The following is a 12,878-nucleotide window of genomic DNA, read 5'->3' on the forward strand; positions in this document are numbered from 1 at the left end:
TGAATGATGTTTATTAGTTTTGAAGGTACGGAAGGTGTAGGGAAAACGACACTCATTCGTAAAATTCATCAGTACTTTGAACAGCAAGGTAAAGAAGTCGTTTTGACCCGTGAGCCGGGTGGAACGCCGTTAGCTGAACAGATTCGCTCTTTATTATTAGCAGTGAATCACGAAGAACAAATGAGTCATGATACTGAGTTGTTATTAATTTATGCAGCACGTGCGCAACATTTACAACAAGTCATTATCCCTGCTTTAAATGCAGGTAAGATCGTTTTAAGTGATCGTTTTACTGATGCAAGCTTTGCTTATCAGTGTTCTGGGCGTGGTTTAAGTCAGGAAAAGTTGCAATTGTTAAATCAAACTTTTGTCGCGAAAATGCCGAATATTACCTTTTGGCTAGATGCCCCGATTGAGCTGGGAATGACCCGTGCTCGAGAGCGTGGTGCATTGGATCGTTTTGAGCAAGAGAAATTAAGTTTCTTTGCTAAAGTTCGTGAGGGTTATGAGACTTTGTGGCAAGCAGAACCTGAACGGATGAAGCGTTTGGATGCAACACAGAATGCGGATGTTGTGTTTGAAGATGCTTTGCAATATTTGAAATAGGCCAGTTCTAATGAATAAAGATCATGATAGCTATCATTTAGATAAGGCAATTGATGCGATATCTAGTCATACTGAACTCGCGATTTTTATTAAGAAATTACGTCAGAACTTTATAGATGATCCAAACAATTGGGAGAATATTAATCTGTCTGATTTTCTTGATGCTTTAGCTTCATGGACTGAAGATATGGACGGATATTATAAAAATACAGATCAGGTTGACCGTTTAGCTCAACCTGATTGGAAAACCTTTGCAGAAATGCTTATGGCTGCTCGAATTTATGAATAATTTTGGAGGCTAAAGATGTATAAGTAAGCATCTTTAGCCTTAATTTTATCATTCATTCACCAATGGTTGTTCCACCTTAAAGTTTGGTGGTGTTAGCACTGTCTTGCGAATCTCGTTTGAGAGTTCTGGATAATCCAGCGTGTAATGCAAACCACGAGATTCCTTACGCTCCATCGCACAACGTACAATCATTTCAGAAACCAAAACTAAATTACGTAATTCGATCAAATTTTTACTGACACGATAGCCTTGATAATATTCGTTAATTTCACGTTTCAGCATTTCGATGCGGTGTAAGGCACGTTGTAAACGTTTAGTGGTGCGAACAATACCCACATAGTTCCACATAGTTGAACGCAATTCATCCCAGTTTTGTAAGATGACAACATCTTCATCGGCATCAGTCACTTGAGATTCATCCCAAGAAGGTACATCTGGAAATTCAAAGCTAATATTATGCTTGCTTTGGATGTCTTCTGCTGCACTCATGCCATACACGAAACATTCAAGCAGTGAGTTACTTGCCATACGGTTTGCACCATGTAAACCTGTATATGAAGTTTCGCCAATAGCGTATAAACCATCTAGGTCAGTTTGGCTATGTTCATCTACAACCACGCCACCACAGGTATAGTGTGCTGCTGGAACAACAGGAATCATATCTTTGGTAATATCAATCCCAAGTTCGAGCAAGCGGGCATAAAGTGTTGGGAAATGTTCGGTGATAAATTCAGGTGATTTATGTGTGATGTCTAACCAAACATGGCGAATACCAAGACGTTTGATTTCATAGTCAATCGCACGTGCAACAATATCACGTGGCGCAAGTTCAGCACGCTCATCAAGGCGTAACATAAAACGTTCACCATCAGGCAAACGTAAATAAGCACCTTCACCACGCATGGCTTCTGTAATAAGGAAAGAACGCGCTTTCGGGTGGTACAAACACGTTGGATGGAATTGGTTAAACTCCATATTGGCAACACGACAACCTGCACGATACGCCATCGTGATACCGTCACCCGTTGCAATGTCAGGGTTAGAAGTATAGAGATAAGCTTTCATTGCACCACCACAGGCCAAAGCTGTGAAAGGGGCTAAGAATGTATGGACTTGTTCTGTCTTTTCATTTAGTGCATATAAACCAATCGCACGATTATTTTTGTCTTGATGACCAAGCTTATGTAATGTGATGAGGTCAATCGCAATATAATTTTCAAAAATTGTAATATTTTTTCGTTCTTTAGCACGTTCGACGAGAGTGGTTGAAATTGCTTTACCTGTTGCATCAGCTGAATGGATAATACGCCGTTGTGAATGACCGCCTTCACGAGTGAGGTGTAATTGCTCATCATCATCTAAAGTGAATTGAACACCTTGCTTTAATAAGAAATCAACAGAAGGCTTGCCGCCTTCGACTGTATGTTTAACGGCATCTAATTCACAAAGATGTCCGCCTGCAATCATAGTGTCATTAATATGTTGTTGAATTGAATCAGTCTCGTCTAAGACCGCAGCAACACCACCTTGAGCATAAAAAGTACTGGCTTCTGTGAGCTCAGCTTTTGCTAAAATGGCAATGTTGTAATGACTCGGTAAAGAGAGTGCAAGACTTAAACCTGCACCGCCACTGCCCACAATTATCACGTCAAAATGGTGAATTGTTTTTAAATCAGGCATGTCGATCTGCTTCAGTTTTAAACGTTCGCTAATGACAACGCTTTTTAACAAAAAAGGCAAGTGCCAATCTGCCTAGAATTGAACGATTTTTTAGCGAATGTAAACAATTTTTACTGATATGAATTGTCAATTACCTTAAAGTCTAACAAGTCTAAGTATTCAATACATCGTTTTAATCTAATATTAAGCTGCCCACGATAAAAAGTTAATAAGCTTATAAATCATGGAGACTTTCTCCATAATTTATTCACATTTCAATATGCTACATCGTTGTATGCATTGAAAATATCAACATATTTTTACGAAGATTACAGTTGGGTTATGATACAAACATAATCTTAATATTCTATAGATCATTAGTACGTAGGTTCTCACTTCATGAAAAGTCGCTATTTACAACAAGGAATGTATGCTGCGGTATTTACGGTTGCTGCAGTACAAGTTAACGCAGCCTCACCAGTAGATTTTTCAAACCTCGTTGAGCAGGTGAGTCCTGCAGTTGTCAGTGTCAATGTTGTAAAAAAAATGACTCAGGAAGAGTTGTTGCAGCAACAAGTGCCTGAAATTTTACGACGTTTTTTTGGTAATCAAGTCATTATTCCTCAACAACAAGGGCCACAAGAAAAAACTGCATACGGTAGTGCGTTTTTTATTAGTAAAGATGGTTATCTCGTTACAAACCATCATGTGATTGAAAATGCGTCTCGTATCAGTATTACTTTAAACGATCGACGTGAACTTGATGCAACTTTGGTTGGTAGTGATGAGCGCACTGATGTTGCTGTGCTTAAAGTAAATGGTGCAAATTTCCCAGAATTAAAAATTGGTAATGTAAACCAGTTAAAAGTTGGTGAGCCTGTTTTAGCAATTGGTTCGCCTTTTGGCTTTGACTATTCTGCTTCAGCAGGGATTGTGAGCGCTAAATCTCGAAATATGAGTGGTGAAACGTCAGTACCGTTCATTCAAACAGATGCTGCATTAAACCCTGGTAACTCAGGTGGTCCGTTATTTAACCAACGTGGTGAAGTGGTTGGTGTGAACTCGCGTATCTTTAGCGGTACTGGCGGTTATATGGGCTTGTCATTCTCGATTCCGATTGATGTCGCGATGGATGTAGTCCAACAGCTGAAAACCAATGGTAAAGTGACTCGTTCTTATCTTGGTGTGATGTTGCAAGATATTGATCGCAACCTTGCAGAAGCGTACAAACTGCCAAAACCAGAAGGTTCACTAATCAATCAAGTTACGCCAAAGTCTCCTGCTGAAAAAGCAGGTTTAAAATCGGGTGATGTGATTTTAAAAATTAATGGTTCTTCTATTTCCCGTACTAGCGATTTGTTAAATGTATTAAATCGCGTAGCACCTAGTCAGACTGTTCAATTAGAAGTATTACGTGATGATAAAGTCCGCACTATTTCAGCAACTTTAGGGACTGCACCAGACGATACGCCAGCCGCTGAGGATAAAAATAATCCAACCAGTGGTCTAGGAATGAGCATTCGTAATTTAACGCTTGAAGAGCAGACAAAATTGGATGTCCGTGGTGGGATATTGGTTCAAGATGTTAAGCGCGGCAGCTTGGCATCATTATCAAACATTGTTGCAGGTGATGTTATCCTTCAAGTAAATGGTACACCTATTTTAAATAGTCAAATGTTTGTAAAAACAATGGCGGCTCTACCAAAAAATAGTGTAGCTCGAGTAGCTATTATTCGCCAAGGTCAGCGTGCAATTTTAGGTTTACGTTTGCCTTAAGCTATTGTTCGTTTTTTTAAAACCACCCTGAAAATAGGGTGGTTTTTATTTTGTAATGTATAAGTGTTTAGATTAGTGTATGCGACTGAGCTTGGATTGACGAAATAAGTAGGTTTATGAGTACTATTTTTGATTTGAGAATAACTGTACAACCTGAACATATTGATGTTTTAGGTCATGTCAATAACGTCATGTATATTCAGTGGATGCAAGATGTCGCAGCAGCCCATATCGAAAGATTAGGTTTAGGTCTAGCTCAATATTTAGAACTCAAACATGCAATGGTGGCGGTAGAGCATCATGTTCAGTATCGGAAAGCAGCACTTGAAGGTGAAGAAGTTATCTTGCGGACATGGTTAGATGATATTAATGCGCTCTATTCCTTTCGTCAGTACGCATTTTACCGCCCAAAGGATCAAAGTATTTTATTCGTAGGCAATACCAAATGGGCGTGTATTGAAATTACAACAGGTCGTCCAAAGCGTATGTCACCGAGTTTTACTCATGCCTACCAACCGATTGGATCGGATCTAAATCCGATGGATTTTTCAACTTTATATGAGTAAATCGAAGGACTGAAATCACCATCTAGAGGCTTTGATGGGGTAATTATTTTGAATACTTTGAAATGCTGTTCTGCTATAATCCCCAACAATTTTGTTAAACCGCTTTGGCTCATGACTTGTCATAAGTTTCGAGCATTCTATTTTGTTAAGGTAACCCATGGCGCAAGCTAAAAAATCCGTAGATATCAAAAATATACGTAATTTCTCGATTATTGCTCACATTGACCATGGTAAATCAACCTTGGCAGATCGATTTATTCAAATGTGCGGTGGCTTACAAGATCGTGAGATGCAAGCTCAAGTATTAGACTCTATGGAGATTGAGCGTGAGCGAGGGATTACCATTAAAGCGGCATCCGTTACTTTGTATTACACGCATCCAAATGGTCAAGAGTATCAATTAAACTTTATTGATACTCCAGGGCACGTCGACTTTTCTTATGAAGTGTCACGTTCTTTGGCGGCATGTGAAGGTGCGCTTTTAGTCGTCGATGCCGCGCAAGGTGTTGAAGCACAATCTGTAGCGAACTGCTATACGGCGATCGAGCAAGGTCTAGAAGTTTTACCGATCTTAAATAAGATTGATTTACCTCAAGCTGAACCTGAGCGTGTCATTCACGAAATTGAAGAAATTATCGGGATTGAAGCAACAGATGCACCGACGTGTTCAGCGAAAACAGGTTTAGGGGTTGAAGGTGTATTAGAGCGTTTAGTCGATGTCATTCCTGCGCCAGAAGGTGATCGTGATGCGCCATTACAAGCGTTAATTATCGATTCATGGTTTGATAATTACCTTGGCGTTGTTTCTCTCGTGCGTATCAAGCAAGGTCGTATCCGTAAGGGCGACAAAATGTTGGTGAAGTCTACAGGGCAAGCTCATCCTGTAACGTCTGTGGGTGTATTCAACCCTAAACATACTGAAACCGATATTTTGGAAGCTGGTGAAGTTGGCTTCGTTATTGCTGGGATTAAAGATATTTTTGGTGCACCTGTAGGTGACACGATTACTTTGTCAAACACACCAGATGTTGCTATTTTACCAGGTTTTAAAAAGGTTAAACCACAGGTCTATGCGGGTCTTTTCCCAATTGATTCAAGTGACTTCGAACCATTCCGTGAAGCACTACAAAAATTACAAATTAACGATTCAGCATTATTCTTTGAACCAGAAAGTTCAGATGCTTTAGGCTTCGGTTTCCGTTGTGGATTCTTGGGCATGCTACATATGGAAATCGTACAAGAGCGTTTAGAGCGTGAGTATGATCTTGATTTGATTAGCTCTGCACCGACAGTAATCTATGAAGCGCTCACCAAAAAAGGTGACATCATTTATATCGACAGCCCGTCGAAAATGCCAGATGGTTCAACAGTTGAAGATTTACGTGAACCGATCGCAGAGTGTCATATTCTTGTGCCACAAGAATATTTAGGTAATGTCATGACCTTGTGTATTGAACGTCGTGGTGTTCAAAAAGATATGAAATTCTTGGGTAATCAAGTTTCAATCACTTTTGAAATTCCTATGGCAGAAGTGGTCATGGATTTCTTTGATAAGTTGAAATCTTGTTCACGTGGTTTTGCATCTTTAGATTACAACTTCGTACGTTTTGAGAGTTCATCTTTAGTTAAGGTTGACGTGTTAATTAATAGTGAAAAGGTCGATGCCTTAGCTATGATTTGTCACCGTCAAGATGCGCGTCATCGTGGTATTGCGTTGGTTGAGAAGATGAAAGATTTGATTCCACGCCAAATGTATGATGTTGCAATTCAAGCAGCAATTGGTGCACAAATTATTGCACGCTCTACCGTAAAAGCCATGCGTAAGAACGTATTGGCAAAATGTTATGGTGGTGACGTTTCGCGTAAGAAGAAACTTCTTGCGAAACAAAAAGAAGGTAAGAAACGTATGAAACAAGTAGGAAGTGTTGAAATTCCTCAGGAAGCGTTCTTAGCTGTATTGAAAGTGGATAGATAAAAAGAGAGAGGCTAGGTAAATAAATTTACCTAGCTGCAAAACGAGCAGCTAGGCTGCGGGAGAGGGCGTGTGGATTTTGATTTTAATTTGATTCTGGTACCAGTTACACTGATTTTTTTTCTAGTGTGGCTACTCGATAAATTTGTACTAAAACAACGTGCAAATAAAGGGCGTGATCAGGAAAATTTTGTTATAACGTGGGCATATGATTTTTGGCCCGTGTTAGCAGTAGTCTTAATCCTTCGTTCTTTCTTATATGAACCATTTAATATTCCATCTGATTCTATGGTGCCCACCTTGGAAACAGGTGATTTTATTTTAGTAAATAAATTTGATTATGGTGTGCGCTTACCGATTGTAAATGCAAAAGTAATTGATGTAGGTGAGCCAAAACGTGGTGAAGTCATCGTATTTCGTTATCCACCCCAACCAACCATTAGCTATATTAAGCGCGTAGTGGGTTTGCCGGGCGATCACATTCAGTTTAAGGCTGGCCAATTAATTATTAACGGAAAGCAAATTGCTAAAGTAGCAACTGAATTTAAACGTGATAAAGATCAATTAGAAACTCCTACAGTTTATTACTTTAAAGAAACATTAGGTGAACACCAACATTTAATTCGTTATTTAGATGGTCGTAATCCTTTAGCAGAACAATTTCAATTTGCAAAGTTACGTGGAGCTGATGCACTCGTTCCATTTGTTGCCAAAGAAAATAATGTTTTTATTCAAAGTAATGGGCAGGATTGGGAAGTAACTGTGCCAAAAGGACAGTATTTTGCAATGGGTGATAATCGAGATCAAAGTGCGGATAGTCGTTTTTGGGGATTTGTCCCTGAAGCAAATTTAACAGGTCGCGCTTTTTATGTTTGGATGCATAAAGAACCTGGTTTTAACCTGCCAAGTTTCAATCGTAATGGTAAGATTAACTAAATAAAAATACATAGGAAGTATAAAGATGCGTAAATCTCAACAAGGAATGTCATATTTTGCAATATTATTTGGAGTGATTTTTTTTGCTATTACCGTTAAAGCAGTCATTGCAATTTGGCCAGCCTATTGGGATGACAAAATTATTGATAATCAGATAATAGCTTTGTTGAAAGAAAGTCCTGGAAATATTACACCAAGTAAATTTTATACTCAGATGGATCAACGTTTAGAGATGAATAATATTCGTGATATACATTTCAAGGATATTGCTGAAGTTACTTATAAAGATGATTTAGTTGTAATGAAAAAGTATGAAGTGCGTAAGCCTTTCGTATTGAATATTAGTTTAGTTATGAATTTTGAGAAGACTTTTGACCAAAAATCTGCAAACCAAACTCAATGATACACGGCTGCAAGGTCGAATAGGTTACCAGTTTAAACAGTTTGAATTGTTAAAACTGGCTTTGACCCATCGCTCGGTCAGCCATAAACATAATTATGAACGCCTAGAATTTCTAGGCGATGCATTGTTAGGAATGATCGTTGCAAATTATTTGTACAATACCTATCCGTTGGAAAATGAAGGTCGTTTAACACGAATGCGTGCGACTTTGGTTCGACAGGAAGCATTAGGAAAAATCGCAAATGATTTGCAACTCAGTCGGTCATTAATTCTAAGCACAGGCGAGCTAAAATCGGGTGGACATCACCGTGAATCGATTTTGGCTGATACGGTTGAAGCCCTTATTGGTGCTATTTATTTAGACAGTAATGATCTCAACTTGCTCGAACGCATTGTGTTAAAATGGTATGAGCCATATCTTGATCATATCGAACCGACAGATCAACTGAAAGACCCCAAATCACGTTTGCAAGAGTATTTACAAGCATGTAAAAAACCTCTCCCAGTTTACGAGGTTGTAGATATTCAGGGTGATGCCCCTAATCAACATTTCAAAGTGGAATGTGATGTAGCGGGATTGCCAAAAATTATAGGCGAGGGCTCAAGTCGTCGTTTTGCCGAACAAACGGCAGCGGCAGAGATTTTAAAATTATTGGAGCAATAACCTGATGTCACATTCAGAAGAAAATAAGCCAGAAGCAACTGAACAGCAAGATGGCAATAATCTAGTTGATCAATTCTTTAGTTCTCAAGGAACAACAATTCCTTCAGATTTTAAAAGCGGTTTTGTTGCAATTGTTGGTCGCCCAAACGTGGGTAAGTCAACTTTGATGAATCATATCCTAGGTCAAAAACTATCGATTACTTCACGTAAACCACAAACCACACGTCATAAGATCGTGGGGATTGATTCACGTGAGAAATCACAGGCGGTATTTGTAGATACGCCTGGGATGCATAAGAAAGAAGTACGTGCCATCAATAAGATGATGAACCGTGCTGCACATTCTGCATTGCGTGATGTGAACTTGGTTTTATTTGTGGTTGATGCACAAAAGTGGACTCAAAACGATGAATTGGTTTTGGAAAAGCTTAAAAATGCAGAGATGCCTGTGATCCTCGTGATCAATAAGCTAGATACTTTCGAAAATAAAAATGAAGCTTTACCGCTGATTCGAGAGCGTGCCAAGCTCATGAATTTTGCTGAAATTGTTCCAGTTTCAGCATTGCGTGGTGCGAATTTAGATCATTTACGTGACACGATTGAAAAATATCTGCCGTATCAACCACCTTTGTATTCATTAGATCAGATTACTGATCGTTCTGAGCGTTTCCTTGCGAGTGAAATCATTCGTGAGAAAATTATGCGTCAGTTAGGTGAAGAACTGCCATATGATTTAACGGTTCAAATTGAATCATTTAAAACTGAAGAAGAAGCCGTAAATGAAAAAACAGGTCGTTTAAAGCCGCCATGTACATATATTGATGCGACCATTTTTGTAGAACGCCAAGGGCAAAAAGCAATTGTGATTGGCGACAAGGGTGGGAAGTTGAAAAGCATTGGCATGGATGCACGTACAGACATGGAAAAAATGTTTGAGCAAAAAATTATGCTAACGCTTTGGGTGAAAGTCAAAGGTGGTTGGTCTGATGATGAGCGTGCACTCAAAAGCTTGGGTTATAGCGATATTTAATCGCATTTAAGATAACGGAAACAGGTATGAAAACAACAATTCGTATATTCGCGATTGTGACATGTGTATTCATGTTACAAGGCTGTATTCACAAGCTTGTGACTGTACCTGTTAAAGTTGCTTATAAGACCACTAAAGGTGTTGTTAAAGGAACTGCTGCGGTTGTTGGCGCAGTGATTCCCGATGGCGATGATGAAGAAAAGGATGAGAAAAAGAAGGACTAGTCTCGTACTATGATGCGCAATGAAGTCCTACATGGTTATTTGATTCATCATCGTAAATATCGTGAAAAAAGCCATATTGTGCATTTATTTACACAAGAATATGGGCGGGTGGATGGGATTCTAAGACAGACCCCACCGCCGCAATATCAGCCTATTCGTCTGCAAGCCACAGGCAAATCTGAATTAAAAAACTTTACAAAACTGGAAATTCTGAATCAACCTGTATTTTTTCATGGTGATGCATTTTTTGCCGGTTTTTATTTAAATGAAATTCTATTGCGACTATGTCCCTTAGAAGAGATGATGCCGCAAACATTTGAACAATATCAGTTGATTTTAGTGCTGTTACAGCAATTGGCGACACACGAACAAGCTGCTGTATTTCTTCGGCAGATTTTGCGTCAATTTGAGCATGTATTATTGGTGGAACTTGGCTACGCTATTGATTTCTCAACAGATGCGAGTCAACAAGACATTCAGGTCAACCAGCATTATCAATTTCAGCTCAATGATGGCTTTCTGCCAGTTTCACAAGCCTCGCGTTCAACACTTGATGGTATGTTGATTGCTTCAATGCAAAGTTATGAAGATGGGCAGGATTTTTCTCACGAACAATTGCAATTATTGGGTAAACTATACCGTCAAATGATTAGCTCCTTGTTGGGTGATCGACCGCTGAAAAGCCGTCAACTTTGGATCCAAAGTACACAAACTTGATATTCCTGATCTATTGAAAATAATGATTCAGGGCTAAACCGATAGGATATTTTTTATGGCTGCAATCTTAGGTGTAAATATTGATCATGTTGCGACATTAAGACAAGCACGTGGTACAACTTACCCTGATCCAGTTCAGGCTGCTTTGTTGTGTGAACAGGCTGGTGCTGATGGGATTACTTTACATTTGCGTGAAGATCGCCGTCATATACAAGATGATGATGTACGTCGTATGCGTCCATTATTAAAAACACGTATGAATTTGGAATTGGCGGTAACTGATGAAATGGTTGCGTTTGCCAAAGAGATTCAACCTCAGCATGTTTGCTTTGTACCTGAGCGTCGTCAAGAAGTGACCACCGAAGGTGGATTGGATGTGATTGGGCATTTTGAAAAAGTGAAGGCGGCAACTGAAGCACTGAAAGCGATTGGCAGTGATGTGTCTTTGTTTATCGATGCAGATTTGGCACAAATTGACGCAGCTGTCGCATGTGGTGCACCCACCATTGAAATCCATACGGGTGCTTATGCTGATGCCGAGACAGATGAGCAGCAACAAGCTGAATTAGCTCGTATTATCAAAGGTGCTGAATATGCAGCAGCTAAAGGTTTAGTTGTCAATGCTGGGCATGGTTTGAATTTGGATAATGTGGCAGCAATTGCAGCAATTCCAGAAATTTATGAACTCAACATTGGTCATTCGATTATTGCTGATAGTGTATTCGTTGGTCTGGCTCAAGCAGTAACAGATATGAAAGCAGCGATTCAGGCTGCTGCGAGATAAGTTGATGAGTAGTGTAAATTATGATGAGTTGATGCAGCCTGTAATCGAGTTTTTGGGTTGTAGTACTCCTCAAGCATGGTTGGATGAAGCTGTTAATAATCTTGATGTATTAATGCAAGATCATGCTAACTGTGAGAAAAAAGCGGCAAGTACGGCCATGAATTTGATGTTCCGCTATAGCTTTTTTACAGATCTGCAAGTGAAATTGGCGCAATTGGTGCGTGAAGAAATGCTGCATTATGAGCAGGTTTTGGAACTCATGAACAAACGTGGCCAAGAGTGGAAGGGTTTGAGTGCAGGGCGCTATGCAGGTGGATTGCGTAAAGAAATCCGTACCTATGAGCCTGAAGCATTGATTGATGTTATGATTATTGGCGCATTTGTCGAAGCACGCTCGTGTGAACGCTTCTATGCGCTGGCACCTGTTGTAGACGATGAGCTGGGGCGTTACTACCGCTACTTACTTAAGTCTGAATCTCGTCATTTTGAGGACTATTTGGCTTTAGCTTTAGATGTTGCAAAAACGGCGAAACTTAAAGATCCAGAAGAGACGATCCAGCAACGGATTGAGCATATTCGTGCAGTGGAAAAGAATCTAATTTTAACGCCAGATGATACGTTCCGTTTCCATAGCGGTGTGCCTAGTCGCTAAACACGCCATTTTTGCATAAATCAATTAAACACGAGGTGTTTTAGACTACTTAGGGTTCTGATCAGCATTTAAAAATTTATAAATATTTTCAAATGGAATGTGGTCGCTAGCATCAGAACCGTAATATGTTTCAATAATATAACCTTGCTCATCAATTAAAAAATCTGCTGGCATAATATCACTTGGATTTTGTAGATTCTTTTTTAAACCCTCAGCCCCAATTATTTTGATGCCTAAAACCCATGAGACGAAATGTCGAAAAACGCTATAAGCAGAGCGTGCCATTGATCGTTCAATACCATAAGCTTGATAGGCGATATTTTCAGGATCGGCGACGATCGTAAAAGGGCGAGGGCGTTTTCTTACAAATTCATTGACTTCTTCATGTGTTGATGAAAAAAATGCAATGATTTCTAAGCCTTCATCCGAAAGTTTTTTATAATGTTGTGTTAATTGGAAAATTCTAAAATTACAAAAAGGACAGTTTGTATCACGAAAAAATGCAAGTAAAGTGCGTTTACCTGAGTCTAGTCGAACTACTCTGCCATAGCTATCTATAAGTTGAAATTTTGGTGCAGTTTCTGGCGATATAAGACGCAT

The 12,878-nt window shown here is 39.4% G+C and carries 15 protein-coding genes; 13 read left to right on the plus strand and 2 right to left on the minus strand.

The genetic code is table 11. The features are described from left to right. Window positions 1-6 precede the first annotated feature (6 nt). Window positions 7-606 (plus strand): dTMP kinase, encoded by a 600-nt coding sequence (gene tmk, locus O1450_RS05355; RefSeq protein WP_269229974.1) that lies wholly within the window; start codon window positions 7-9, stop codon window positions 604-606. A gap of 10 nt (window positions 607-616) precedes the next feature. Beyond that, entirely contained in the window at window positions 617-895 is a 279-nt protein-coding gene (locus tag O1450_RS05360) for a DUF7660 family protein (RefSeq protein ID WP_269229975.1), read from the plus strand. 48 nt (window positions 896-943) lie between these two features. Here O1450_RS05360 and nadB read toward each other — a convergent pair whose 3' ends face one another. Next, window positions 944-2,581, minus strand: a complete 1,638-nt coding sequence (nadB, locus tag O1450_RS05365; RefSeq protein ID WP_269230426.1) for an L-aspartate oxidase — start codon at window positions 2,579-2,581, stop codon at window positions 944-946. Window positions 2,582-2,953: 372 nt separating this feature from the next. On the opposite strand from nadB, the gene O1450_RS05370 reads away from it, so the two are divergent. From O1450_RS05370 to O1450_RS05420, 11 genes are all read left to right on the plus strand, one after another. Then, complete coding sequence (locus tag O1450_RS05370; RefSeq protein ID WP_269229976.1) at window positions 2,954-4,330, plus strand: Do family serine endopeptidase; 1,377 nt, start codon at window positions 2,954-2,956, stop codon at window positions 4,328-4,330. A 116-nt stretch (window positions 4,331-4,446) separates the two neighbouring features. Then, window positions 4,447-4,896: an acyl-CoA thioesterase gene (locus tag O1450_RS05375; RefSeq protein WP_005215283.1), complete on the plus strand. Its 450-nt coding sequence runs from the start codon at window positions 4,447-4,449 to the stop codon at window positions 4,894-4,896. Window positions 4,897-5,053: 157 nt separating this feature from the next. Next, window positions 5,054-6,871, plus strand: a complete 1,818-nt coding sequence (gene lepA / locus O1450_RS05380; protein WP_269229977.1) for a translation elongation factor 4 — start codon at window positions 5,054-5,056, stop codon at window positions 6,869-6,871. 69 nt (window positions 6,872-6,940) lie between these two features. Then, a complete protein-coding gene (gene lepB, locus O1450_RS05385; protein ID WP_004661246.1) occupies window positions 6,941-7,804 on the plus strand; it encodes a signal peptidase I in 864 nt (287 codons plus the stop codon). 25 nt (window positions 7,805-7,829) lie between these two features. Further along, on the plus strand, window positions 7,830-8,207 hold the full coding sequence (locus O1450_RS05390) for a DUF4845 domain-containing protein (RefSeq protein WP_269229978.1): 378 nt from the start codon (window positions 7,830-7,832) through the stop codon (window positions 8,205-8,207). Next, on the plus strand, window positions 8,176-8,871 hold the full coding sequence (gene rnc / locus O1450_RS05395) for a ribonuclease III (RefSeq protein ID WP_269229979.1): 696 nt from the start codon (window positions 8,176-8,178) through the stop codon (window positions 8,869-8,871). The genes O1450_RS05390 and rnc overlap by 32 nt, the downstream gene beginning before the upstream one ends. A gap of 4 nt (window positions 8,872-8,875) precedes the next feature. Next, window positions 8,876-9,901 carry a GTPase Era gene (gene era / locus O1450_RS05400; RefSeq protein ID WP_269229980.1) on the plus strand — a complete coding sequence of 342 codons (1,026 nt, stop codon included), beginning with the start codon at window positions 8,876-8,878 and terminating at the stop codon, window positions 9,899-9,901. Between the two features lie 26 nt (window positions 9,902-9,927). After that, window positions 9,928-10,125, plus strand: coding sequence for an NF038104 family lipoprotein (locus O1450_RS05405; RefSeq protein WP_269229981.1), 198 nt, complete (start codon window positions 9,928-9,930; stop codon window positions 10,123-10,125). Window positions 10,126-10,134: 9 nt separating this feature from the next. Next, window positions 10,135-10,842, plus strand: a complete 708-nt coding sequence (recO, locus tag O1450_RS05410; RefSeq protein WP_269229982.1) for a DNA repair protein RecO — start codon at window positions 10,135-10,137, stop codon at window positions 10,840-10,842. A 55-nt stretch (window positions 10,843-10,897) separates the two neighbouring features. Beyond that, the gene (pdxJ, locus tag O1450_RS05415) at window positions 10,898-11,626 is read left to right on the plus strand and encodes a pyridoxine 5'-phosphate synthase (RefSeq protein WP_269229983.1); all 729 of its coding nucleotides are present in this window, start codon (window positions 10,898-10,900) and stop codon (window positions 11,624-11,626) included. A gap of 4 nt (window positions 11,627-11,630) precedes the next feature. After that, a complete protein-coding gene (locus tag O1450_RS05420; RefSeq protein WP_269229984.1) occupies window positions 11,631-12,278 on the plus strand; it encodes a tRNA-(ms[2]io[6]A)-hydroxylase in 648 nt (215 codons plus the stop codon). A 45-nt stretch (window positions 12,279-12,323) separates the two neighbouring features. Here O1450_RS05420 and O1450_RS05425 read toward each other — a convergent pair whose 3' ends face one another. Next, window positions 12,324-12,878: a peroxiredoxin family protein gene (locus tag O1450_RS05425; protein ID WP_269229985.1), complete on the minus strand. Its 555-nt coding sequence runs from the start codon at window positions 12,876-12,878 to the stop codon at window positions 12,324-12,326.

This window comes from Acinetobacter sp. TR11, from assembly GCF_027105035.1.
Classification (GTDB): Bacteria; Pseudomonadota; Gammaproteobacteria; order Pseudomonadales; family Moraxellaceae; genus Acinetobacter.

Bases quoted from the DNA above. Each gene is read 5' to 3' on its own strand.
- tmk (WP_269229974.1), top strand. From the start codon at position 7: ATGTTTATTAGTTTTGAAGGTACGGAAGGTGTAGGGAAAACGACACTC.
- O1450_RS05360 (WP_269229975.1), top strand. From the start codon at position 617: ATGAATAAAGATCATGATAGCTATCATTTAGATAAGGCAATTGATGCG.
- O1450_RS05370 (WP_269229976.1), top strand. From the start codon at position 2,954: ATGAAAAGTCGCTATTTACAACAAGGAATGTATGCTGCGGTATTTACG.
- O1450_RS05375 (WP_005215283.1), top strand. From the start codon at position 4,447: ATGAGTACTATTTTTGATTTGAGAATAACTGTACAACCTGAACATATT.
- lepA (WP_269229977.1), top strand. From the start codon at position 5,054: ATGGCGCAAGCTAAAAAATCCGTAGATATCAAAAATATACGTAATTTC.
- O1450_RS05390 (WP_269229978.1), top strand. From the start codon at position 7,830: ATGCGTAAATCTCAACAAGGAATGTCATATTTTGCAATATTATTTGGA.
- era (WP_269229980.1), top strand. From the start codon at position 8,876: ATGTCACATTCAGAAGAAAATAAGCCAGAAGCAACTGAACAGCAAGAT.
- O1450_RS05405 (WP_269229981.1), top strand. From the start codon at position 9,928: ATGAAAACAACAATTCGTATATTCGCGATTGTGACATGTGTATTCATG.
- recO (WP_269229982.1), top strand. From the start codon at position 10,135: ATGATGCGCAATGAAGTCCTACATGGTTATTTGATTCATCATCGTAAA.
- pdxJ (WP_269229983.1), top strand. From the start codon at position 10,898: ATGGCTGCAATCTTAGGTGTAAATATTGATCATGTTGCGACATTAAGA.
- O1450_RS05420 (WP_269229984.1), top strand. From the start codon at position 11,631: ATGAGTAGTGTAAATTATGATGAGTTGATGCAGCCTGTAATCGAGTTT.
- O1450_RS05425 (WP_269229985.1), bottom strand. From the start codon at position 12,878: ATGCGTCTTATATCGCCAGAAACTGCACCAAAATTTCAACTTATAGAT.